At 34.1% G+C, this 23,659-nt stretch carries 22 protein-coding genes and 1 tRNA gene; 16 read left to right on the top strand and 7 right to left on the bottom strand.

Translation table 11 applies throughout. The features are described 5' to 3' along the window. Nucleotides 1–11: 11 nt before the first annotated feature. Both ACY2RT_RS04155 and ACY2RT_RS04150 read left to right on the top strand, forming a co-directional pair. Nucleotides 12–287: an ATP-dependent Clp protease adaptor ClpS gene (locus ACY2RT_RS04155; protein ID WP_490154615.1), complete on the top strand. Its 276-nt coding sequence runs from the start codon at nt 12–14 to the stop codon at nt 285–287. Between the two features lie 63 nt (nt 288–350). Then, nucleotides 351–424: transfer RNA gene (locus ACY2RT_RS04150), tRNA-Arg, on the top strand. Nucleotides 425–744: 320 nt separating this feature from the next. Here ACY2RT_RS04150 and ACY2RT_RS04145 read toward each other — a convergent pair. From ACY2RT_RS04145 to ACY2RT_RS04135, 3 genes are read right to left on the bottom strand one after another with little or no spacing between them, the layout of a single operon-like run. Then, nucleotides 745–1,506, bottom strand: a complete 762-nt coding sequence (locus ACY2RT_RS04145) for a GNAT family N-acetyltransferase (protein WP_490154614.1) — start codon at nt 1,504–1,506, stop codon at nt 745–747. A 13-nt stretch (nt 1,507–1,519) separates the two neighbouring features. After that, nucleotides 1,520–1,906, bottom strand: a complete 387-nt coding sequence (locus tag ACY2RT_RS04140) for a nuclear transport factor 2 family protein (RefSeq protein ID WP_490154613.1) — start codon at nt 1,904–1,906, stop codon at nt 1,520–1,522. 4 nt (nt 1,907–1,910) lie between these two features. After that, on the bottom strand, nt 1,911–3,038 hold the full coding sequence (locus ACY2RT_RS04135; protein ID WP_490154612.1) for a bactofilin family protein: 1,128 nt from the start codon (nt 3,036–3,038) through the stop codon (nt 1,911–1,913). 247 nt (nt 3,039–3,285) lie between these two features. Between ACY2RT_RS04135 and ACY2RT_RS04130 the strand changes: the two genes are divergently transcribed. The 4 genes from ACY2RT_RS04130 (at nt 3,286) to ACY2RT_RS04115 (ending at nt 8,827) form a co-directional block, all read left to right on the top strand. Further along, entirely contained in the window at nt 3,286–4,179 is an 894-nt protein-coding gene (locus ACY2RT_RS04130) for a helix-turn-helix domain-containing protein (protein ID WP_490154611.1), read from the top strand. A 76-nt stretch (nt 4,180–4,255) separates the two neighbouring features. Beyond that, nucleotides 4,256–6,055, top strand: coding sequence for a serine hydrolase (locus ACY2RT_RS04125; RefSeq protein ID WP_490154610.1), 1,800 nt, complete (start codon nt 4,256–4,258; stop codon nt 6,053–6,055). Then, entirely contained in the window at nt 6,052–7,584 is a 1,533-nt protein-coding gene (locus ACY2RT_RS04120; protein ID WP_490154609.1) for a tetratricopeptide repeat protein, read from the top strand. Before ACY2RT_RS04125 ends, ACY2RT_RS04120 begins: the two co-directional genes overlap by 4 nt. 88 nt (nt 7,585–7,672) lie before the next feature. After that, nucleotides 7,673–8,827: an alpha/beta hydrolase-fold protein gene (locus ACY2RT_RS04115; protein ID WP_490154608.1), complete on the top strand. Its 1,155-nt coding sequence runs from the start codon at nt 7,673–7,675 to the stop codon at nt 8,825–8,827. Between the two features lie 132 nt (nt 8,828–8,959). Here the strand turns inward: ACY2RT_RS04115 and ACY2RT_RS04110 are convergent, their stop codons facing one another. Continuing rightward, nucleotides 8,960–9,484: a GNAT family N-acetyltransferase gene (locus ACY2RT_RS04110; protein WP_490154607.1), complete on the bottom strand. Its 525-nt coding sequence runs from the start codon at nt 9,482–9,484 to the stop codon at nt 8,960–8,962. Between the two features lie 132 nt (nt 9,485–9,616). Here ACY2RT_RS04110 and ACY2RT_RS04105 point away from each other — a divergent pair, with 132 nt between their 5' ends. Continuing rightward, nucleotides 9,617–10,132: an adenine phosphoribosyltransferase gene (locus ACY2RT_RS04105; protein WP_490154606.1), complete on the top strand. Its 516-nt coding sequence runs from the start codon at nt 9,617–9,619 to the stop codon at nt 10,130–10,132. On the opposite strand, the gene ACY2RT_RS04100 is transcribed toward ACY2RT_RS04105, so the two are convergent. From ACY2RT_RS04100 to ACY2RT_RS04090, 3 genes are all read right to left on the bottom strand, one after another. Next, a complete protein-coding gene (locus tag ACY2RT_RS04100; protein WP_490154605.1) occupies nt 10,129–10,281 on the bottom strand; it encodes an SsrA-binding protein in 153 nt (50 codons plus the stop codon). The genes ACY2RT_RS04105 and ACY2RT_RS04100 overlap by 4 nt on opposite strands. A 70-nt stretch (nt 10,282–10,351) precedes the next feature. After that, a complete protein-coding gene (locus ACY2RT_RS04095) occupies nt 10,352–12,319 on the bottom strand; it encodes a M56 family metallopeptidase (RefSeq protein WP_490154604.1) in 1,968 nt (655 codons plus the stop codon). A gap of 1 nt (nt 12,320) precedes the next feature. Further along, entirely contained in the window at nt 12,321–12,677 is a 357-nt protein-coding gene (locus ACY2RT_RS04090; RefSeq protein WP_490154603.1) for a BlaI/MecI/CopY family transcriptional regulator, read from the bottom strand. Between the two features lie 136 nt (nt 12,678–12,813). On the opposite strand from ACY2RT_RS04090, the gene ACY2RT_RS04085 reads away from it, so the two are divergent. The 9 genes from ACY2RT_RS04085 to ACY2RT_RS04045 all read left to right on the top strand — a co-directional run bounded on the left by ACY2RT_RS04085 (nt 12,814) and on the right by ACY2RT_RS04045 (nt 23,608). After that, a complete protein-coding gene (locus ACY2RT_RS04085) occupies nt 12,814–13,764 on the top strand; it encodes a calcium/sodium antiporter (RefSeq protein WP_490154602.1) in 951 nt (316 codons plus the stop codon). 204 nt (nt 13,765–13,968) lie between these two features. Continuing rightward, nucleotides 13,969–16,155: a glutamine synthetase III family protein gene (locus tag ACY2RT_RS04080; protein WP_490154601.1), complete on the top strand. Its 2,187-nt coding sequence runs from the start codon at nt 13,969–13,971 to the stop codon at nt 16,153–16,155. 617 nt (nt 16,156–16,772) lie between these two features. Next, nucleotides 16,773–17,561, top strand: a complete 789-nt coding sequence (locus tag ACY2RT_RS04075; protein ID WP_490154600.1) for a hypothetical protein — start codon at nt 16,773–16,775, stop codon at nt 17,559–17,561. A 151-nt stretch (nt 17,562–17,712) separates the two neighbouring features. Continuing rightward, entirely contained in the window at nt 17,713–18,228 is a 516-nt protein-coding gene (locus tag ACY2RT_RS04070; RefSeq protein ID WP_490154599.1) for a hypothetical protein, read from the top strand. Nucleotides 18,229–18,273: 45 nt separating this feature from the next. Further along, on the top strand, nt 18,274–19,017 hold the full coding sequence (locus tag ACY2RT_RS04065) for a CsgE family curli-type amyloid fiber assembly protein (protein ID WP_490154598.1): 744 nt from the start codon (nt 18,274–18,276) through the stop codon (nt 19,015–19,017). Between the two features lie 9 nt (nt 19,018–19,026). Next, complete coding sequence (locus tag ACY2RT_RS04060) at nt 19,027–19,398, top strand: curli assembly protein CsgF (protein ID WP_490154597.1); 372 nt, start codon at nt 19,027–19,029, stop codon at nt 19,396–19,398. Nucleotides 19,399–19,408: 10 nt separating this feature from the next. Beyond that, nucleotides 19,409–20,821, top strand: coding sequence for a CsgG/HfaB family protein (locus tag ACY2RT_RS04055; protein WP_490154596.1), 1,413 nt, complete (start codon nt 19,409–19,411; stop codon nt 20,819–20,821). A gap of 4 nt (nt 20,822–20,825) precedes the next feature. After that, nucleotides 20,826–22,325, top strand: coding sequence for a carboxypeptidase regulatory-like domain-containing protein (locus tag ACY2RT_RS04050; protein ID WP_490154595.1), 1,500 nt, complete (start codon nt 20,826–20,828; stop codon nt 22,323–22,325). Between the two features lie 83 nt (nt 22,326–22,408). Beyond that, nucleotides 22,409–23,608, top strand: a complete 1,200-nt coding sequence (locus ACY2RT_RS04045) for an AIR synthase related protein (RefSeq protein WP_490154594.1) — start codon at nt 22,409–22,411, stop codon at nt 23,606–23,608. Nucleotides 23,609–23,659 lie beyond the last annotated feature (51 nt).

The following is a 23,659-nucleotide window of genomic DNA, read 5'->3' as shown; positions in this document are numbered from 1 at the left end:
AATGTTTTGTTATGAGTACCAAAGAAAAAATACAGGAAGATGTATTATTTGCTGAAAAAGTCAATAAAGAAAATACCATTGTACTTTACAATGACGATGTAAATACATTTGATCATGTAATTAATACGTTAATCTATGCTTGTGACCACACTCCGGAGCAAGCCGAACAATGTTCGATCATTGTTCACTATAAAGGAAAATGCGATGTTAAAACGGGTTCTTTTGACGAATTAAAACCCAGATGCACGATGCTATTGGAAGCAGGTTTAAGCGCAGAGATCGTTTAGATTATTTTTTTAGATTCCTTTATGGTTAATGCATAATAATATTTTATATTTGCACCCCGTTACGGCCTCGTGGCGCAACTGAATAGCGCATCTGATTACGGCTCAGAAGGTTGCAGGTTTGAATCCTGCCGAGGTCACATCAAGCAGAAAATCCATCACTTAAAAGTGATGGATTTTTTATTTTACAAAGAACCTGAAGCGTAGCTTCAGAAGTTTGGAGTGAAATAAAAAACAATTACGCCAGTAATTGGACTTTCTATTTGCGGGAGTGAATTTATTCAGGATCACCTCAGGTAATCCTGCCGAGGTCACGAATAAATCAAAAAGCAAGCAAAATCATAAAGCTTGCTTTTTTGATTTTGTGGCTTTTTGATTTTCAAAGCGGAGCTTTGTGGGGAAGGGCGCTAGCCAATCCTACCGGGTTCACAGATAAACAACGTTAATTCAAAATTCTAATCTACTTAGTAATATTGAGTTCTTTTTTTAAAATATTTCTAAATCGTGTTGCGCTTAAATAATGGTCGTCTAACAATTTGCCATCATACAAAAGATTAAAAACACCAAAGCCGGAAGGTGCCATTTTTGCTTCTTTTACGGTGTTTATTTTAGATACTTTCAGATCTACACCATGATCCATCGCAACATTCAGAATTGCTGCTACAGATTTTTCATTCCAGGGGCACTGGTCTGCGTAAAGTAGATGCCAGCCTTTATACTTTTTTTGTTGCTTTGTCCAGTTGTGGAATTTAGGATTTTGAGTATCGCTGTTCCATGTTTTTGATAAAAGTTCAAACCTGTCTTTTATTTCAATTTGTTCGAAACCATTTTTTTCAAAAAGGGTTTTATTGGCCAGCCACCCACCTTTACTTGTCATTACACATAAACCATCCATTCCTTTGGTTTTTGCTTCCTTTTCGGCATCTTCAATAAGCATAGAGCCATAGCCCATGTTTCTCTCTTTTTTAGAGTATATATATGTACAATGAATAAACATATAATTATCGGCATCTATGGGTCGCCATGCATATTTAGCCGGGACATACTCCATAAATCCAATCATTTTGTCTTCATCATTTTTAAGGATTTTTATTTTTAAGCCTTCTTTGTAACGCTTTTTAAACCACTTGAGTTTATCTTTAAACCCTTGCTTTTTTGTGTCTTTGATGCAGAAGAATGTTTCTTTTATTGCATTTTCCGGTGTCACTTCTATTATTTTCATAGTTTCTGTTTTATCATTCTAGAAATGTAGCTGTATGTATCACAGGGATATCCCAGGCTTCTTTGATCTTACCATCAATAATACACCATACAACAACAGCGTCAATTTTCATTTGTTTACCTTCTAGTAACATTGTGTCTTTAACATGTGTGATGATTAGTTCATCTCCCATAGGTGTTATGGATATGGGATTTACCTGAAAGGAACCACTGGTACGACCAGCGATTCTTTTGAAGAAGTCTTTCAAACCAGAGAGGCCGAAATAGTCTCCTTCTATCTCGGGTAGCTTAGGATTAATATAATGCCAAACGAAATCTTCGGCCAACACCTCAGCCACAGTATTCGGATTTGCAGGATTGAACCTCTTTAAAATACTGATATTAGGATGTTCTTTATTCATGATATTAATTTTTAACCAGTTGTTTTTTAGCGTGAAGTACCTTTAAAGTCAACGCACCATAGGTAATTGATAGAATGATTGCTGAAAGTACTATGCCTACAAATGGTATCATTGTGAGTATGCGCAATATGATAGCAAAAAATAATGCCAGGAATGTAATACTCCAAAAGCCCCAATTCTTTCCATTTTTATGTTTTAAATGATAAACCAGGAGCAAAGCAGCGATCAAATGACCAAACAGAAGACTAAATATAAATACAACGGTTACGAAGAGGCCAAGTGGAATTCCAATAAGAATTAGCAAAGCAAGGATAATCAGTACTGGAATCCCTATTAGATAAATCAACCCAAAGCCAAAGCTTTTGAGCATATTATTTTCTAAACCTATAGCAGCATTTGAAAATGCGTTTTTAAAGAGAGCGTGTAAGACTAGAATCACCAGAAATGCAGACAATACATAGAATATCCATAATGCAAAGGAAGCTGTTCCAAAGCTAGTTAAAGATAATTGCGATTTTTCTTTACCAAGATCTTCATTGAATTGAGCTTCAGTATTGACCAGGGAGTTTTCAAAATCTATTTCTCCATCGCTATTCCAGTACTGAACTTCTTTGTGAAATTTTGCATTTGACCCGATGATGATATCTTCCCCTATTATTTTTGAGGTTTCATTTATAGTTCCATCAATAAGAACATCGGCCCCTTTAATGTCTAGTTTTCCAATTACATCGCCATTTATTTCAATGTTTCCGGCAAAACATTTAAGGTTTCCATGTATTTTGGCATTCTCAGTGAGGATAACTTCCCCACCAAAAACAACCAGGTCATCACCTATTTCAGAATCAATAGTTACCCTTCCTACTGCTATACGCACATCATCTGCTACATAATTGTTGAGAAATAATTCACCTCCAGCTGCCGTCAAGTCTCCGTTAATACTATCATTAACAATAAGATTTCCTCCAGCTATGACTAAGTCTCCTTGTATCGCGGCATTTACCTTAATGGTTTCTCCTGCACGATATGTATCGTCCTGTTGTACTTTGTTAATTAAGATATTTTCCTTGTTCTCAGACTGACCAAAAGACAGTGCAGAAAAGAGTACAAGAAATAAAAATGTTATTCCTTTCATGACTTCTAAGTTTTTAGGATTGAATTTTAAAGCTACTGTATATCAGATATTTAAACAATGATATAAGTCATTGACTTACTTTTAATATTAAAATTAATTACAGAATTTCAATATACTCTTGTGAATTTATTGTAAACAAAAAGCCTTGTAAAAATTCAGTCTTCATTTTTAAGAAAATCAAAAACTTGTTAGTTTCCTGTAATATTTAATGCTATTTTAGTGTCTTTACTTCATAAGATGACCTTCAATGTTGGTAAGAGAAAATATTTTTTTGTTGCGGAATGATGTAAAGACCATATTTCCCGAAAGATTTGAAAACGAAATATATAAATCTTCGGGAAAAACGGATCCGGACCAAGATGTGATTAATTATGTTTCTAACTTTTCAATTAAATATATTGAAAAAGGGGAAGAGAATTATCAAATAAACGGTAAGCATAAGAAAATTACAAGTGGCAAAATGTTAATTGTTAATGATAAAAGTGATTCTTCATTAATTTCTGCCAATGCCAATGCTCTTTCCATATTTATTAATCCTCAAATATTTAATGATTGCCTGGATGGCATAAATAACAATGATAAGTTTTTGGAAGAACCATTTAGTAATACCAAAGAACACATTACCTTTTATGAAGAGGTTCAAAATATCGATTATCAATTAAAATATTATTTTGACAGGATTTCAAAAAATGCAGAGATGCAATTGTGTGTTGATTTTTTTTATGAACTTTCTGAAAAGATATTACTATCTCAAAATAGATTACAGCACCAGATCAACAAAATTAGCAGTAAAAAAATAACAACAAGAAGGGAAACATTCAGGCGTTTAGAAAAAGCGAAAGAATATCTTGATGCTACCCTTTATCAACCTTTTAACCTGGACGAAGTTTCAAAAATATCCTGCCTTTCCAAATATCACTTCATAAGATTATTCAAAGAGGTTTATGGAATTACGCCAAATAGATATTATTTAGACAGAAAGCTAAAGAAAGCAGTTTCTTATATAAAAAATGATGATAATCCGGGCAACTTAAATGAAATTGCGATAGATTTTGGCTTTTCAAATTATATTCTTTTTTATAAGCAGTTTAAACGAATTTACGGTTTCGCGCCCAGCCAGCTTAAAAAAGCTCATCTCTGATATATGCTTTAAAAAAGCAATATCTGAATACTAAGTTCATTTTGAATTTATTTGTTTTAAGAAAAACAAATTCAAAATGAAAAACCTATTCTATATCCTTATTTTATCGGTGCTTGCTTTTTCAAGTTGTAAAACTGAAGATCAGGAAAATTTTGCATTAAAGAAAGAAACTGCAATTTCCAAAATACCTTCTGAAAGTGGAGACACGCTATCCATCCGGGACCTGATGAGAAAAAGCGGACTTAAAGGATTAAGTGTTACTGTTTTTGAGGACTACAAAATTGTTTGGGCTGATAGTTGGGGTATGAAATATGATTCAATTCCTCTGGATATAAATACGGCTTTTTCCACAGCATCTATTTCTAAAGCGATAACAGCTACCTTATTTGTCATTTTAGAAGAAAAAGGATTGATAGATCTGACAGTTCCTGTGAATAGCTATCTTAAAAGATGGAAGATTCCTCAAAATGAATTCAATATAGATACACCTACCACCTTAGAGCATTTGTTAAGTCATACGGCAGGAACTACTCAACATGGTTTTACAGACTTCTATGAAGGAGATAAAACCCCTACTATTTTAGAATCTGTTCAAGGTAAATTACCGAGATATCATACGGAAATTGAAATTACCTTTAAACCCGGTACTAACTGGAAATACAGTGGAGGAGGCTATACCATTGCTATGATGGCGGTAGAAGATCACCTTGGAAAATCTCTGGCGGATTTAGCTCAGGAGTACATCTTTGATCCTCTAAAACTAAAGAACATTACTATGAAACAACCTAATGAGGTTGGGTTTTTAACTAATATCGCGAAAGCTCATAACTCTAGAAGAGAAGTGATTAGAACAGGAATTCCGATAACACCACAGGTATCTGCTTCAGGATTATGGTCTAATCCAACAGACATGTCTGTTTTGGTTATTGAGATCCAAAAAGCTTTAAATGGAAAGGGCTCAATTGTTTTTTCTGAAAAGGCAGCCCAAAGAATTACTGATGTTGTAACCAGAAAAGTTTTAGGTGGCTGGAGTCTGGGCTGGGAAAGAATGCATGGTTTTGGAAATTTGGATTGGTTTTCACATGGAGGAGCCAATACCGGGGTTGGAGGTCATGTCTATGCTACTATGGAAGCAGGTAAAGGCATCGTGTTTTTTGGTAATGGCCCTAATGATATACGAATACCCATACTTGATAAATTAAGAGATAATATTATAAGAACCCACGGATGGAAAAAACCATTAGATAAAAGTGGTGTGAAAGAAGTTCCGGAATCGCTAATAACTAAAATCACTGGCAGATATGAAGACTTAATATGGGGTGGTATTGTGAAGGTGGAAGAAAAAAACAAGACATTATTTTTTACATGGGGTAAGGAAAAAGAATTATTTTATATAGGTGACAACACATTTACGCTGGATGAATTTTCCAGAAAGCTTAAGTTCAATCCAAGATCAGACAAAAAGACCGAGATATTCAATGTGTGGAACGATTTTGAAGAATATGAGCCTGTTTTTCGTAAAGTAATAGGAAAACTACCTTTTGAATTAGCTGAAGAAAATAAGTATGAAGAAGCTTTATTGGCCTATAAAAAGCTAAAAGGAGAAAACCCTTCTCATAATATGGTACAAGAATCTACCATTAATAGCTTTGGATATGAACAATTAGGCAACAATAACTATGAAGCAGCCATTACAATTTTCAAAATTAATACAGAGTTGTACCCCGATAGCGCAAATACCTATGATAGTTTAGGGGAGGCCTATATGCTTTCAAGTGATAGGGAAAGAGCAATTAAATTCTATAAGAAATCTTTAGAATTGAACCCTGAAAACACCAATGCAATTAAGATGATTGAAAAAATGAATGAAGAATGAAAAAAAAAGCAATTATGAACATATTCAAAAAAATTGTCACTATTAATTTAATGGTTCTGCCGCTATATGGTATTGGTCAGGAGGCAAAACAGTTGTTTGAAAATTTTAAGACCGATACGTATGATGTTGGCTTTAAATTGGTTGAAGTATTTGATGCTAGTAGAATATATCAGTACAATAATGAATCGGGTAAAAGAACAAGACCTATGCAAATAGGGGTGTGGTACCCGTCAGAGAAAAGCAATGATCCAAAGCTAAGTTTAAGTGATTATATAAAGTTTACTTCAAGGTCCGAATCATTGACCAAAAACGATTCTTTAGAAAATAGTCTTATTTCAGAATTTTTAAATGCATCCCATATTAATAAAGAAAAAGCAGGCGAAATTCTAAACATTCCCATTTCTGCTCATTTAAATTCTAACCCCTTACATGGTAAATTCCCGTTGGTACTATTCGCACCGGGATCTTCAGCAGTTTTTTATGATAATTTTTTACTATTTGAGTTTTTAGCGAGTAAAGGATATGTGGTCATGTCTTCAAAATCCAGAGGACTTAGAGTTCCGACTATGAATGCCAGATGGTCCGGAGTAGAATCTCAAACAAGAGATATGGAGTTTATGATGGCTGAAGCCGATAAACTGGACTTTATAGATACTAATAAAATTAACCTAATAGGTAGAAGTTGGGGAGCTATTGCTGCATTGGTCTTTTCAATAAGAAACAAAGAAGTCACTAGTTCCATAACTAGCTTAGATGGCACTTTAAGTTACAATGCTATTGAACTAATGAAAGATTCTGAATATCCGACAGGAGAATTTGTATACCGACCAATTTTCCTGGCAGTTGGAAAGAAGAGGTCTGAAAACGCTACACCAATTGACAGAGTCAATTATTTTGAAAATGTAAAATATGCACCTGCCTATACTGTTGAGTATAACGAAATGAGACACACTGCTTTTTCAAGCTACTATCTTTTAAATCATTATTTATTGAATAAAGGAATTGATGATAAAACGGCTAACGATCTAATAGCAGGATATTTAGATAATATAATGCACGTTGGAGAGTTTTTAGATTTTCATAATAAAAAAACGAAGGATATCGATTGGACAGTAGCACCATCGAATGAATATACCTTTAGTTCAAAAAAAGCAACAGAGAAGCTACTTCCTAACTATGAAGACTTTGGATTTGCTTTGGAAGTAAATGGGGCAGACAGTGCCATTCAAGTATATGAAGAAGCCTATGTAGCAAATCCGGAATATGCAAATAAAGAACTGTTTAGTGCTAACTATATCAATGCTATTGCTTACAAATATGCCGGGAACAATAGAATAAATGACGCTATAAGGCTCGTTGAAATGGCATTAAAAGCATTTCCTGAAAATGCAAATCTATATGATACTTACGGAGAATTTTTACTTAAAAAAGGTGATACAAAAGCAAGCTTGAAAGTGTATAAAAAATCTTTGGAACTAGATCCGGATAATGAAAATGTTAAAAAGGTTATAGAAAAGATCACAAATTAAAATTATTGGTTCACATTAGCAATATTTGAATATTCTATTTAATTCGGATACTTTATAATTAGCAGGCTTAATCATAAATCAATTTATCTTGAAAAAAATAGTCATAATAGTTGGTATTCTTCTGTCAAATTTAACTATAGGTCAGCCGATTGAAATTGGAAAAAGTTATACAATTACTTCAAAAATCTTAAATCAAGATAGAGAATATTATGTCTATACTCCCGAAGGATATGATAATGTGAGTTCTTACCCTGTACTCTATGTGCTGGATGGAGATGAATACTTTTGGATGGCTGCTTCGGCAGTACGTTATTTTTCGAATAGGGGCTTTATGCCCCAAACCATAGTTGTAGGGATTAATAATGGTAAAGACAGAGACAGAGATCTAACCCCTACAAAAGATGATTACTCTCCAACGGGAGGCGGAGCAGAAAACTTTTTATCCTTTTTAACGAAAGAGTTAATGCCTGCAATAGAAAAAAAGTATAAAACCAAACCTCACAAAACACTATATGGAGCATCTTATGGAGGCCTTTTCGCTTTATACACTTTATTTAATCATCCAGATCATTTTGATAATTACATTGCTATAAGTCCAAGTCTATTTCATGATAACGGGCTGGTATTTGATCATGCAGTTGAATATTTTAACCGAGCTAAACATGACAATAAATTTGTTTTTTTGTCATTAGCAGATGAATCTTGGACAGAAATGCGTTTAAATTTCAACAATACCATTAAGTTGTTTAAAAGTAAAGCGGCTAAAGCTAATATTAGGTGGAACTATGAGTATTACGATGAAGAGACACATGAATCCACAAAACTTGTAGGTTTAAATGACGGATTAAGAAAACTGCACGAATCGTGGTTTGTACCTTTTTATCAACGCGATAGAGGAATTGTTGGTTTGAAGGAACACTATAAGATGTTGAATGAACAATATGGCTATTCAATTGAGATCCCTGAAAGTTTGATTAATAGAATAGCATATAATAACCTGAGAGAGGGAAAAAATGAATCTGCAGAAAGTTTATTTAAATACAATATAGAACACTTTCCTAATTCTCCTAATGCTTTTGACAGCTATGGAGAGTTTTTTGAAAAACAGGGCAATTATAAGGAGTCCAGAAGGCTGTATGAACTTGCAGTTGCTATAGCCAGAAAAAACAATGAAGATGTGTCTCCTTACACGAAGAGTTTAGAAAGGTTAGAGAGAACACTTAAGGAAAAAGAAGAGAATTAAAATCAATAGTATTTGAAAAGTACTACTGCTGCTTATAGGTTGGTCTATTTGTTTGAAAACAAATATGGTAAAAATTACAAAAAGGTTACACAGACTAATTTGATATTTAATTACTTCATTGCAGTTTCTCTATCAAAGCATCAACCGAAACCCAAACACAGGCAATTCTCCCTGCATAAAATCCAGACCTTCGGATCTTTTAAAACCAAGCTTCTCATACATTTTCCAGGCTACTTTCATAGACCTTGTGGAATGAATGATTATTTGATCAAGTTTTTGGGACTTGGCTCTCTCAATACATTCCATCGTTAAAAGTTTTCCAATACCTTTTCCCCTTGCAGAATGATTGACTGCCAATAACCTAAACCCGGCAGCATTTAACTCTTTGGTTGCCGTACCTCCGGACCCGTAGTATTTCATATCATTAAAGTAAACAACCCCACCGGCAATTTCCCCATCCTGCGAAACTGCTACCAGTAACTGCGTTTCAGGATTCTTTGTTAATTCTCCTATGTTGGCAAGCATTTCATAATACTTAGGTTGTTCAGTTTTGTTTGGAAAACCTTCTAATTGTGAATATACCCGGACCATTAACTTTCCAATCTCACTAAACTCATTGGGTTTTGCATTTCTGACAACATATTCTTGATACTTCATATATTTTTAGATACATTATTTTTTGACCCTGCTTTTTTTCAATGTAAACGAATTTTGGTCAATGGAATTTATACAAATTCACAAAAAGCACAAACAATTTTGTTTGGATTTTTTTATTAGCTAACTTTCAAAATGTTTGAAATTGAAAAATATATCCGCGATATTAATGATTTTCCTAAACAGGGAATTCTTTTTAAGGACATCACTCCTTTATTGGCAAATCCGGAAGCCACATCATTTTGTCTTTCAGAATTATTGAAACTGGTTGAGACACAGCCAATTGACAAGGTGGTTGGTATTGAATCTCGAGGTTTCTTTTTTGCAACCTTACTGGCAAAAGAGCTGAATGCCGGTTTTGTACCCATTAGAAAGTCGGGAAAACTTCCGTATACAACCCTAAAACAACCTTATGCATTAGAATACGGAATGGATTCTATTGAAATTCATGAAGATGCTATAAGCAAAGGTGATAGAGTCTTACTGCATGATGATGTTTTAGCCACCGGAGGTACGGCAAAAGCTGCATGTAAACTTATTGAAAAACTAGGAGGAGAAATTGTACAATGCAATTTTTTAATTGAATTGGCCTTTCTAAAAGGAGCAAAAAAGATAGATCAATATGAAATTAGGTCCTTGTTAACCTACTAATCCAATGCATTTTTTGTAACCCATAACCTGTAACCAAATAAAGCCAATTGGAACTTTGAAGCCTTAGCCAGATCCACCCTTCTTTTTGTAAAACTGGGGAGGATTACTTTATTGATCTTTGCAAGAGCTTTAAAAAATATTTTTTTCATTTTATAAAAATACAAATAAAAAGCCCCACTAGAAGTGGGTCTTTTTACAATTCAAAGTAACATAGATTGGCTAATCAATACTTAAATGAATAGGAGATATAGGTTTGCCGTTGGATTTAATATTTGAAACAGACTCAGACCCATTGTTATTATTTAGTTTAAATTTAATTCCTGTGATCTTCCCATTATTATTTCGCTTCACATTTCTATAAGTAAATTTAATACCATTAGCAGCTAGATCTCTTTTCAGATCATCTAGCTCAGCATCTGTCATATCTTTAGTGATTATTAAACTTTTTCTATGGCCTTTTAGATCATCCATAAAAACTACATTGACATCATCATCATCACTTCTAACACTATCAACAAAAACCACATCTTCATCAACATCTTCATCACTGATAACATATACTTCTCCATCCTCTACTACATATACATCATCTTCATCAACACGATCACCACTATTGGTAATGGCATACACTCTGTTTTCTATTTCTTCTGCCTTTTCTTTATTGCGTTTTTGTATTTCTTTTAACCTTACCTGCTTACTTTCTAAACGTTTGGATATATCTTTTCTTCTCTTTTCTCTTTCAACACGTCTTTCTTCCTTCATTTTCTCAAGTATTTTCACGCGATTTTCCATTCTTTCCACATTTCTTTTTTCTCTTTCTATACGTCTTTCTTCCATAGCTTCAGAACCAAAGCCAACAAGTCCGTCTTCAGAAAGGTAAAAATAAAAGTCCTTTATCGGGCCATCTTCAGATACATGATAATTTCCATTAGCCCCTTTGTTGTCACTAAATTTAACTGCGATGGATATAATTTCACCACTGCTATTGTATTTGAGGTTGCTGTATTCGAAATCAATATTATGTTCTTCTTTCAAATTCTTTTTATGAATTCTCAGATCTTCTTCGGTAGTATTTTTGGTAATCAAAATATATACTTCATCTCCTTGTAATATTGTATCAGCAGAGGCAACGACTTCCTTTTTTTCAATTTCTGAAGGCAGGGAAGGAGTGTTAATATCTTTTGATTTAGAAATGACCGGAGAGTTGGATTCTTTTTCAGATCCTTTTTTTTCAATTATTTCTGAAACATTCGGATTGTCATTTTCCAATGTTTCAACTTTTTCAGAAGAACTTATTTCTGATGGAGCAGTTTTATATTCTACTATTTCTTTTACATTGAAACTCCAAAGGAATACGGCCAGCAATGGCAGAATAATACTGAGTTTCCAAACATTTACTTTTTTAGATGTGCTTTTGTTTAACATGATAATTCGTTTTTTGATGAATGATTGATAAAAATTATTAACTGGCAACGGAGCAGTAAAGGTTGATGAAGCCTTAACTAATGCCAGTTGATATGCTCTTTTTGAGGCAACGTGTTGCGCAGTTTCATTGTCTGCAATAAATTCCAGGTTTTCCTCGATACCACTTTTATATAACCATGCAAAGGGATTCATCCATTGAAATATAAGAATGAGGTTTGCCAATAAAATATCCAGTGTATGCCATTGTGAGGTATGTACTCGCTCATGCTGCAAGATCATTTTTAGTTCTTCTTTACTGTGCAGTGATGGATTATAAACAACATAATTAAAGAATGAAAAAGGAGAAACATTCGTGTTTACATTTATATGATTACAACCGTTAATTTTTTCAGAAGCAGAAGTTGTAATAATTCTTAAAAGTGAAAATAGCTGCCTAAGAAATCGAAAAGTCATTAAGGAGAGGCCTGTAAAGTAAAGAATAGCAATGATTTGCCACCAATAGATTACTACTGCTTCATTTTGCTGAATGACATGCGTAGCCGGAACAGTTTCACTAACTGTCAAAGAGACGATCTCCGGAATCTCAAGATATGTCACTTTTGTAAATTCAACCATAGGTAGCAACACTGAAGAAATACTACCTACTATCAAAAATTGACGTTTGGCATTAAATAAAGTGTCCTTTCGTAATAATAAAAAATATACCACATAAAATAATGCCAGAACAATCGCAGACTTGCCTAAATATATAAGTAACTCCATATTATTTTTTCTTTTCGATAATATCCAGGATCTCTCTCAACTCTTTAGCACTGATTTTTTCTTCTTTGGCAAAAAAAGAAACCATGCTTTTGTAGTTGTTGTCAAAGTAACGTTTCATTGCCAGATTCATAAACCTTTTGGTGTACTCTTCTTTACTAACCAGAGGAAAATATTGATGGGTTTTTCCATATGCAGTATGAGACACATACTTTTTTTCTTCCAGATTTCTCACAATGGTAGAAACGGTATTGTAATGATTATCACTAGGCAAGCTTGCCACAATTTCTTTAACGAAGGCTTTTTCCAGCCCCCATAATGCTTGCATTACTTCTTCTTCTTTATTTGTTAATTGCTCCATAGAACAAATCTAAAACTATTTTTATAGTTATACAACTATATATTTAGTTAATTAACTGTTTTTTTAGTTTTTTATTGTTTCGGTACAATTTTAGAATACCTAAATGTTATAGTATCTTCGCAACTTAAATTTGTCCATGAGCATACTTTATATTTTCTTAGGGTTGGTATTGTTGGTTGTAGGCGGGGAGTTTCTGGTACGATCTTCGGTAGCATTGTCTTTTAAATTACGCCTTTCAAAAATGGTGATAGGTTTAACGGTAGTGTCTTTCGCTACGTCTGCTCCGGAATTGCTGGTAAGTGTACAAGCTGCACTTGATGGTTTTAGTGATATTTCTTTGGGGAATGTTATAGGCTCAAATATTGCGAATATTGGTTTGGTTTTGGGGATTACTGCTGTGATTACTCCCTTGGCAATAGATAAAGACTTTTATAAGTTCAACTGGCCGGTCATGATGTTTCTATCGGTTGCACTCTATTTTTTACTGAAGAGTGGAGAACAAATTGATAGGTTGGAAGGATTGGCTTTGATTGCATTGCTGGTTTTGTACCTATTTCTTTTGTTGCGCCGCGCCAAGCAAGCTGCCGAAACAAAATCTTTAGAAGGAGTAGACGATGCACTTTCCAGGGTATCAAATTTTAAAATTATTATCTGGCTACTTATTGGAGGCGTTGCTTTATGGGGTGGAAGCGAATTATTGGTTAAAGGAGCAGTTGACCTTGCTACTGCATTAGGTGTAAGCGAACGCGTTATAGCTGTTACAATGATAGCAATTGGTACCAGTGTCCCTGAATTAGCTGCTTCGGTAATAGCAGCTTTGAAAAAAGAGAAAGCGATCTCTCTGGGAAATTTAATAGGGTCCAATATTTTTAATATAGCTTCGGTTTTAGGGATCACGGCGATTATTCAACCTATTGTACTAAAAAGTCAAAAAGTACTTACCAGTGATATTTTTTGGATGTTGGGTTTTGCAGCTATACTTATTCCATTAGCTTTTCTTCCAAAAAGATTTGAAATTGGACGCATTAAAGGACTGTTCATCTTTATTGCTTATGCAACCTTTATAGGCCTGGCTTTTTTAAGCTAAACTTCTTCTCTTTTTTATATTAATATTAGGGGTTATTTAGATTACTATATGTGTTTTTTATATATACCTATGTAAAAATAGGGGGTTATCAACATTAAAATATGATTTATTGATAACTTAACTAAAAAAAATAGGGGGTAGTTTTAAATATATATATATTTTTGTGCAGTAAAAACAAATTAATCCATAAAATAGTACAATACTATGTCCACATTAAGATTTCATGCAATAAAAGATTCATTTAACAGGCCTGTAAAAGAGGTAAATGAACCCGAAAGACGATCGTCTATCTTTGGTAAAAATGTCTTTAACGAAACAGCAATGCGACAATACTTAACTAAGGACTCTTACAAAAGCGTTATGGATGCTATTGAAAATGGGTCTAAAATTGATCGTGATGTAGCTGACCATATTTCTACAGGTATGAAAGAATGGGCAATATCTAAAGGAGCAACGCATTATACACACTGGTTTCAACCTTTAACAGGTTCGACTGCTGAAAAACACGATGCATTCTTTGAGACAACAGGAGATGGTGGATCTATCGAAAAATTTGGAGGAGGACAACTGGTACAACAAGAACCAGATGCCTCTAGTTTTCCTAACGGGGGAATTAGAAACACTTTTGAAGCTCGCGGCTATACTGCGTGGGACCCTACTTCTCCGGCATTCATTTTTGGCACCACTTTATGTATTCCAACTGTTTTTGTTTCATATACCGGAGAGGCATTAGATAATAAAACCCCATTACTTCGTGCACTTCAAAGTATTGACCATGCTGCGACAGCAGTAGCTAAATATTTTGATAAGAGCGTTACTAAAGTAAACCCAACACTAGGATGGGAACAAGAATATTTTTTAATTGATAAGGCTTTGGCAAAATCTCGCCCCGATATTTCATTGGCAGGGAGAACTCTATTAGGTCATGCTTCAGCAAAAGGCCAACAATTAGATGATCACTATTTTGGATCTATTCCTACACGGGTACTTAATTATATGCGTGATCTGGAAACCGAATGTATGTATTTGGGTATTCCTGTAAAAACGCGTCACAATGAGGTAGCTCCAAACCAATTTGAGTTGGCACCAATTTTTGAAGAGACCAATCTGGCTGTAGATCATAACTCCTTATTAATGGATGTAATGAGTAAAATTGCAGACCGTCATGACTTTATAGTACTATTTCATGAAAAACCTTTTGCAGGAATCAACGGAAGTGGAAAACATAATAATTGGTCATTAGCAACAAATACAGGGGTAAACCTATTAGGACCTGGTAGTACCCCTATGAAGAATCTACAATTCCTGACGTTCTTTATCAATACCATTAAAGCTGTAAATGATTATGAAGAATTGCTCAGGGCAGCTATTGCAAGTGCAAGTAATGACCATCGTTTAGGTGCTAATGAAGCACCTCCGGCCATTATTTCGGTATTTATAGGTTCGCAGCTAACACAAGTATTGGATGAACTTGAAAAAGTTACAGATGGAAAATTGTCACCGGAAGAAAAAACAGACCTCAAACTAAATGTTGTAGGTAAAATTCCGGAGATTTTATTGGACAATACTGACCGTAACCGTACATCTCCATTTGCCTTTACCGGTAACAAGTTTGAATTTCGCGCTGTAGGATCTACTGCAAACTGTGCAAAACCAATGACAGTACTAAATGCTATTGTTGCCAGACAGTTGAATGAATTTAAAGAACAGGTAGATACGTTAATTGCTGAAAAGAAAATGAAGAAAGATGATGCTATCTTCAATATACTTAGAGAATATATTAAAGACTCCAAGCGTATACGTTTTGAAGGAGACGGTTATGGAGAGGCTTGGGAGAAAGAAGCGAAGAAGCGAGGCCTAAGTAATAATAAAACAACGCCTACAGCTTTAAAAGCACAAGTATCTAAAAGGACCATTGCCCTTTACGAAGATCTGGATATTATGAGCAAGGTAGAGATTGAAGCTCGTCATGAGATTGAAGTTGAGGAATATGCACTACGCATACAAATTGAAGGGCGTGTATTAGGGGATATTGCAAGAAATCATGTAATTCCTACGGCAATTCGGTACCAAAACATATTGATTGAAAATGTACAGGGGATAAAAGATATATACGGAAAGGACTTTAAAAAACTTGCCAGAGAGCAAATGGCTTTGATCGAACAAATTTCTGAACACATCGCGAAGATTAATAAGGGAATAACCGATATGATTAATGAACGTAAAAAGGCAAACACAATTACAGATGTAGAAAAACGTGCTGCTGCTTATTGCGATAAAGTGAAACCTTATTTTGAAGAAATACGTTACCATTGTGATAAATTAGAACTCTTGGTAGATGATGAGATTTGGCCATTAACTAAATATCGTGAATTATTATTTACAAAATAAGAAACTATTTGCACAAAATGAGAGGCCGGTTTTTGATTAAAAACCGGCTTTTTTGTGCAAAATTGAAATATTTTCTTACATAAATTATTTTAACATAATTTTAACATTTCGATAAAAAGCTAATATTTAAGTCATTTAACGGCCTTTTTTGTATGTAGGTCGATTCCTACTATGAATATTAACACGATTTTTCCTACAAAATACTGAATATTAATAATATACGTGTAAGCACGTATGTTTTTGTATCGATTTATTTTAGATATTTGATTTGTAATTAAGGTTGAGATATACATAATTCTTAATTATACTCCTCATTTTTTATCCTATTTAATTATGCTGTTTTGGTCATATATATGGCTATATGGTATGGACGTTTTTTGACATTATTAAAGTGAATTTTTGAATGAAAAAATTGGGTTTAAAATTTAAAACTCAATTTGAATGTTGTGCGTATGTAAGTCACAAAATTAATGTTACCTAAAATTAGTAATAATAAAGGTAACTAAGGAAAGCGAGCTTTCCAAATATCAAATTTGACAAACAATTTTTATTAACCAATATTAATCTTTAAATCTTTTTAAATTATGAAAAAAGTAGTTTTAAGTGCTTTAGCACTAATGGTTGCAACAGTTGGGTTTGCACAATTTAATGACAGTGATGTCCTTCAGGTAGGTGTTTTGAATACCTCTGACGTTAACCAAGTTGGTGCCATCAACGACTCTGATGTATTTCAATTAGGGTATGGTAACGATTCTGATGTTGACCAATACGGCATCGATAACATGTCTGATGTTGATCAAAGAGGAATTATGAACGAATCTGATGTATTACAAGTTGGAGAAAGTAACTATTCTGAAGTTGACCAAAGAGGAAGACGTAACGTATCTAACGTAGACCAAATGGGATATGGTAACGATTCTGACAATTATCAAAGAGGAAGACGTAACGATGCTAATGTATACCAAAGAGGAATTATGAACGAATCAGACATTACTCAAATAGGAAGACGTAATGACGCTGATGCGGTTCAATTAGGATATGGTAACACTTCTGACATTGACCAAATGGGAAGACGTAACGATGCATATGCTTTACAAATAGGAGCACATAACTATGCTTACGTACATGAATTAGGAAGACGTAACACATCAACTAGCCTTCAGTTCGGTCTAGGAAACTGGAGTTATACAGATCAGCACGGACGTCGTAATGACTCTGATGTATTACAGGCTGGTATTGGAAACGGTCAGTGGACTGAGCAGTATGGAAGATTAAATGATTCTGATGTTCTTCAAGTAGGATTCTTTAATGATAGTTATGTTCACCAACATGGTCTTGGCCATATGAGTACTGTTACTCAATTTGGTGGAGGAAACTCTTCTGTTGTAAATCAGCATAATCTATAATAGAATTTAAAATTCTATATTTACAGTAATGTATGAGAGCAATCAGTTTGCTCTTATACATTACTATTTAAGAAGAAAAAAGTTTTTTGCTTTTTTTAATTGAATTCCCCTTATCTTTACTTAACTTGAATAATATTGAATAGTGATCAAAATGAAGACGATAGCTAAAACATATTATACACTTTTATTTTTGTTGGCTAGCAGCTTTATGTTGGCACAAACATATAGTAATACAGGTGTTGATAATACACAGAGCCAGGCGGCTCAACTTAGTTTTTTAGCTTCTCAGTCCACTCCAATAAGTACAGCTGCAACTACTTCTGTTAGCAATAAGATCTATATTCAGCAAATAGGTAACAATAACAATGCAATCTCCAATACACGTTCTGTGTATAGCAATGTAAATCTATTTCAAAGAGGTAGTAATAATGATATAGTTCTTGATATAACCTCGGGACTCATTAATGAAAATGTGTTTCAAAATGGTAACAATCATAGCTTTTTCGATTTAAGCTCGAAAGCAACACTCTTTCATGGAGCAACTATATATCAAAGTGGAAGTAACCAAAACCTCATTTGGTATGGTACAAATTCCATTTCTGAAAAAATGCGAGTTACAATGAAAGGAAAAAACCAAACCATTATAATTCGGAATATAAAAAGGTGATTTATATTGTTTAAAGCAAACCGACATATAATTCTACTTCTTTTTTTGCTGCTTGTTACAATAAGTGGCGTTTCTCAAATATATAATACAAAGATTGAAGCAAAAATAAATTTAGAAAGTAATACAGAATTTATTGAAGTTACAGGCTCGGCATTTAATAAAACCAATATTAACCAAAATATTCGTTACGTACTTTCTGTAATAAAAAATAATCCCCAAAACTCCAACAGATCGAAAAATGATCAAAGCGGTCGATTAGTATTGACCTCCGGTCAAAAACAGAATTTATCCAAAACCACTATTAATGCAAATGATACCGATAGAATAATCATTCTTTTATTGGTATATGATACGGAAGATGTACTACTTGGGAAAGACAGAGTTATTCTTAATGGCACTTCTGAAGATAAAGCCATAGCAGAAAAAGAATTACTTCAAAAAGAATCCATATCTCCAGATGCAACACATGAGAAGGATGATGGAGTGATACTAAGAGGAATTGTAATTGAGCAAACTAAGACAAAACCCGGTAGAGACTTTTATAAAATGTTCTATTCCCTTTACACAGGTAATAATATTAATGGCGAAAAAATAGTGACAATAAAAGAGACTCTGGCCTTGGCAAATAATACTAAAATTGAAGTATTAGTTGATGATAGTATAGTATTAGAGTTTTTTGTACGGCCTCAAAATGATTACCTCAAAACAATGTCACAAGAAGCTATTAAAAGAGTTTATATACAACTTCAAAAAATAAAGCAAGAAAAAAATAAGGTACAACACTATTAACTATACATTATGAGATCTATTATTCTACTTCTGTTTTTAGCTGCAACATCCTATAGTTTTGGGCAACAATTAGTATATACTCCCAAAAATCCTGCTTTTGGAGGAGACCCATTTAATTATACGTGGTTATTGAATTCCGCAAATGCTCAAAATCCTTTTAGCGATGATTCATTGTCAGGCTTAGATAATTTGGATGCTTTAAATAATAGTTTAAATAATCAATTAACCGGAGGAGGATTCGATAGTAATAACACACCTCCATTAGGCACTTCTACAGATGGAAACCTTCAATATGAAGTATATGAATCTAATGAAGGTTTGGTAATAAATGTTTTAGATATTACCACTGGAGAACAAAGTCAAATAATTATTCCTAATTAGAACAGCTAGTATGGTAAATTTTTTTAAAAAAATATTATTACTATTATTACTGCCAATTTTTCTGGGGGGGTGTGGTGCTTATTTTAATCAACCTTTAGGGCCACAGGAAGCTAGAATTGGAGAAACTACAGATCAAACCGAAAAATTAATAGACTTGCCACTTCCCTCAAGTCCAATTGTTGTAGGGGTCTACAACTTTAAAGACCAAACGGGACAGTATAAAAATATTGAAAACGGAAGTACATTTAGTACTGCTGTTACTCAAGGGGCTACGACGATCCTGATAAAAGCCCTTGAGGATTCAAAGTGGTTCAGACCCATTGAACGTGAAAACCTTGGGAACCTGTTAAATGAACGTAACATCATTAGAACCACAAGAGATGAATATAGAAAATCCCCTACCGAACCGCCACAAAAACTGAATCCATTATTATTTGCAGGCATATTGTTAGAAGGAGGCGTTATTTCTTATGATTCTAACTTATTAACAGGAGGTGCCGGAGCAAGATATTTTGGAATTGGAGGTTCCACTCAATATCGTCAGGACAGGATCACTGTATATCTTAGAGCTGTCTCTACTTCTACAGGAGAGGTACTCAAAACAGTAAACGTTTCCAAAACGATTCTCTCTCAATCAGTAGATGTTGGAATTTTCAGATATGTGAATTTTCAAAAATTACTGGAGGTAGAAACCGGTTTTACAAAAAATGAACCCACACAATTAGCAGTACAAGAAGCCATTGAAAAAGCCGTTGAACTATTAATTGTTGAAGGAATTAAAGACAAATTGTGGTCTACCAAAGAAGGAGAAGAAAAAGACAGGGAAATTGTAGATCAATATCTGCTGGAGCAACAACTGGAAGAATCTACAGCATTATACGAAAGAAAATATCTAAAGCATGATTTTAGACATACCGCTAATGTAACAATGGGGCTGGTGCAGATTGATGGTGATTTTGATTCGGGATTGCCAGACTTTAAAGCAGAATTAGGATATAAATATCGTTTTTTACCTGGGTTGAGTTTAGGTACAGATTTTCAGATCATCAGACTAAATTCTACTCCGGCCACAGATCATTGGTGGATAGCAGAAAGTGTTAATCTTGAATACAATATATTACCTCATGATAAACTGTCTCCCTATGTATTTGCAGGACCCGGAATATTATTATTTGCAGATGATTCCCCGGAACTCTACCTTCAAAGATGGGATGCATTCTTTAAACTGAAATTTGGTGCCGGAGTGGAATATGCGGTTTCAGACCGGATTTCTTTTGTATTGAATGGAGAATTTAATCATACATTCTCTGACAAAATTGACAACCAGATTAACGGAAGAAGAGATGATTTTTATTTCGGTGTTGGACTTGGATTAAACTATCATTTTGGATCTAAAAAAACGAAATTAAAAATTAACCAATAATAAAATGATGAAAGGAAGTAGAACATATTTTAAATTGATAGGAGTACTCTTGATTCTTTTATTTTCTTGTAATGAAGATAAAATTGGTGAAAATGATTATGGAACTATAAAAGGGAGTGTAGTTGCCGCAGGTAATAATACGCCTCTTGAAAATGTGAGAATATCAACACAGCCTATTACCAGTACTGTTTTTACAGATAGTGATGGAAAATTTACAATTGAGAATGCACCGGTAGGAGAATATGCAGTTGAAGCCAGAATAGAAAATTATATTACAGATTTTGAACCCACAAATGTTGTAGCTAATGCATCTGTAAATGTGGTTTTTGAGCTGGAAGTATCAACAACAAATAATAGACCACCTAGTGCTCCCCAATTAGTTGCACCAACTGAGAATGAAGTTTTACAGAGTATTGAAGCGGTATTTGAGTGGACTTCTACAGACCCTGAAGGAGACGCTCTTACATATACTATAGAATTAAGAAATGATCAAAATGATGATGTGATGTTATTTGAAGACATTACAGAAACTACTTATACACACTCCCCATTAATTTTAGGAGCCCAATATTTTTGGCAGGTTTCTGCTACTGATGGGATCAATGCTGCAGTCTTAAGTACCGTAGGAACCTTTGATGTGATTAGTGCACCTATCGATAACAGGTTCTTGTTTACCAGAAAGATTGGTAATAACAATGTTATTTTCTCTGCAGATGAAGACGGAAGCGAATTCCAACTTACTTCTGAAAAGCTGAATAGTTACCGCCCAAGAAGAAATGTAACAGCAGATAGAATTGCATTTTTACAAAATGATGGAGCTGTTGTAAATATTTATACTATGAGGAGAGATGGTTCGGACAAGCAATTAGTTACCCGTTCTGAAATAAAACCTACTGGTTTTAATCTTAATGAAATAAATTTTTCCTGGCCACCAAATAGTGATAAAATATATTTCCCCCAGTTAAATAAACTATACAGAGTTAATACTAATGGCCAAGGAACAAGCTTGATATACCAAACCCCGGATGATTCTTTAATTTCTGAAGTGGATGTTAGTGAAACAGCAGAAATTATTGCATTAAAAACCAATAATTTACAAGGTTACAATGTTTCAATTTATACTATTGATTTTAGTGGTAATGTGTTAGATACCATTCATACAGGTATGCCAGGTGCAACAAGTGGACTAAATCTTTCAGTAACAAATCAAAAGGTAATATATTCTTATGACGTTTCAGGTTTTGAAGGAGCCAATTATAGAAGATTGGATGTCAGAATGTTTGTCTATGATCTTGTTACAGACACTGCTACTGATATTTCAGATAATAAAGCAAGTGGAACGAATGATCTGGAACCTATATTCTCACCTAATGAGGCCTTTGCGATCTTTACAAATACTTCTAATGATGGTATTTCACAGAGAAATGTTTATAGTATTGAAATAGGAATCGAAGATTCAAGAACTCTGTTATACAGCGATGCTTTTATGCCAGACTGGGAATAATTGATAAATTTTTTATAAATACTGAAAAGCTCACCTTTGTGAGCTTTTTTTTAATGTGTACTTTTGTAGTCTAAATTTTTTCCATGAGTCAGGAAATTTCCAAACGATATGCACAACGCGGCGTTTCTGCTGCAAAAGAAGATGTTCATAATGCCATAAAAAATGTTGATAAGGGTTTATTCCCCCAGGCATTTTGTAAAATAGTTCCCGATTACCTTACAGGAGATAGCAACTATTGTTTGGTAATGCATGCGGACGGTGCCGGAACAAAATCCTCATTGGCATATATGTACTGGAAAGAGACCGGAGATGTTTCCGTATGGAAGGGTATTGCACAAGATGCCCTAATTATGAATGTGGACGATTTACTTTGTGTGGGCGCAGTTGACAATATTATGTTGTCATCTACCATTGGACGAAATAAAAACTTAATTCCCGGCGAAGTTATTTCAGCAATTATTAATGGGACTGAAGAACTTATCAATGACCTATCAAAATTTGGAGTAAAAATTCATTCTACCGGTGGTGAAACTGCAGATGTTGGAGACCTGGTGCGAACCATTATAGTTGATTCTACAGTAACGGCCAGAATGAAGCGTAGTGATGTTATTGACAATGCAAATATTAAAGCAGGAGATGTGATCCTTGGATTAGCTTCATATGGGCAGGCGACCTATGAAACCGAATATAATGGAGGAATGGGAAGCAATGGTTTAACTTCAGCTCGCCATGATGTTTTTCATAAATACTTGGCTTCAAAATATCCAGAAAGTTTTGATCATTCGGTTCCTGAGGAATTAGTATACTCAGGTTCAAAAAAACTAACCGATGAGGTTAGTAATAGCCCGGTAAATGCTGGAAAACTAGTACTTTCACCCACCAGAACCTATGCACCTGTTATAAAAGAGATTCTTTCAAAGTTCAGTAATAAAGAAATTCACGGAATGGTGCATTGCAGCGGAGGCGCACAAACCAAAATATTACACTTTGTAGAGAATCTGCATATTGTAAAAGATAATCTCTTCGAAGTTCCACCGCTTTTTAAATTAGTTCAGCAAGAAAGTAAGACAGACTGGAAGGAAATGTATCAGGTCTTTAATATGGGGCATAGAATGGAGTTGTACGTTCCGAAGGAAATAGCAGATGATCTTATTGCAATTTCAAGATCCTTCAATGTGGATGCAAAAATTATTGGACGTGTTGAAGCTTTAGAGCCGTCAGAAGGCGAGGCCGAAAAAAAAGCACTTACCATTAGATCTGAATTTGGAGAATTCTTATATTAAAACTCACTAAGGTTTCTTTTATAAGTAAACCTTATTTAACTTAAATTTGCA

Source organism: Ulvibacter sp. 2210JD10-4 (genome assembly GCF_058148525.1).
Note: the sequence above shows the minus strand (reverse complement) of the source record. Positions and strands in the feature narration are given on the sequence as shown.

Bases quoted from the DNA above. Each gene is read 5' to 3' on its own strand.
- ACY2RT_RS04130 (WP_490154611.1), top strand. From the start codon at position 3,286: ATGTTGGTAAGAGAAAATATTTTTTTGTTGCGGAATGATGTAAAGACC.
- ACY2RT_RS04100 (WP_490154605.1), bottom strand. From the start codon at position 10,281: ATGAAAAAAATATTTTTTAAAGCTCTTGCAAAGATCAATAAAGTAATC.
- ACY2RT_RS04080 (WP_490154601.1), top strand. From the start codon at position 13,969: ATGTCCACATTAAGATTTCATGCAATAAAAGATTCATTTAACAGGCCT.
- ACY2RT_RS04105 (WP_490154606.1), top strand. From the start codon at position 9,617: ATGTTTGAAATTGAAAAATATATCCGCGATATTAATGATTTTCCTAAA.
- ACY2RT_RS04110 (WP_490154607.1), bottom strand. From the start codon at position 9,484: ATGAAGTATCAAGAATATGTTGTCAGAAATGCAAAACCCAATGAGTTT.
- ACY2RT_RS04155 (WP_490154615.1), top strand. From the start codon at position 12: ATGAGTACCAAAGAAAAAATACAGGAAGATGTATTATTTGCTGAAAAA.
- ACY2RT_RS04090 (WP_490154603.1), bottom strand. From the start codon at position 12,677: ATGGAGCAATTAACAAATAAAGAAGAAGAAGTAATGCAAGCATTATGG.
- ACY2RT_RS04045 (WP_490154594.1), top strand. From the start codon at position 22,409: ATGAGTCAGGAAATTTCCAAACGATATGCACAACGCGGCGTTTCTGCT.
- ACY2RT_RS04060 (WP_490154597.1), top strand. From the start codon at position 19,027: ATGAGATCTATTATTCTACTTCTGTTTTTAGCTGCAACATCCTATAGT.
- ACY2RT_RS04125 (WP_490154610.1), top strand. From the start codon at position 4,256: ATGAAAAACCTATTCTATATCCTTATTTTATCGGTGCTTGCTTTTTCA.
- ACY2RT_RS04050 (WP_490154595.1), top strand. From the start codon at position 20,826: ATGATGAAAGGAAGTAGAACATATTTTAAATTGATAGGAGTACTCTTG.
- ACY2RT_RS04075 (WP_490154600.1), top strand. From the start codon at position 16,773: ATGGTTGCAACAGTTGGGTTTGCACAATTTAATGACAGTGATGTCCTT.
- ACY2RT_RS04085 (WP_490154602.1), top strand. From the start codon at position 12,814: ATGAGCATACTTTATATTTTCTTAGGGTTGGTATTGTTGGTTGTAGGC.
- ACY2RT_RS04055 (WP_490154596.1), top strand. From the start codon at position 19,409: ATGGTAAATTTTTTTAAAAAAATATTATTACTATTATTACTGCCAATT.
- ACY2RT_RS04120 (WP_490154609.1), top strand. From the start codon at position 6,052: ATGAAAAAAAAAGCAATTATGAACATATTCAAAAAAATTGTCACTATT.
- ACY2RT_RS04135 (WP_490154612.1), bottom strand. From the start codon at position 3,038: ATGAAAGGAATAACATTTTTATTTCTTGTACTCTTTTCTGCACTGTCT.
- ACY2RT_RS04095 (WP_490154604.1), bottom strand. From the start codon at position 12,319: ATGGAGTTACTTATATATTTAGGCAAGTCTGCGATTGTTCTGGCATTA.
- ACY2RT_RS04145 (WP_490154614.1), bottom strand. From the start codon at position 1,506: ATGAAAATAATAGAAGTGACACCGGAAAATGCAATAAAAGAAACATTC.
- ACY2RT_RS04070 (WP_490154599.1), top strand. From the start codon at position 17,713: ATGAAGACGATAGCTAAAACATATTATACACTTTTATTTTTGTTGGCT.
- ACY2RT_RS04140 (WP_490154613.1), bottom strand. From the start codon at position 1,906: ATGAATAAAGAACATCCTAATATCAGTATTTTAAAGAGGTTCAATCCT.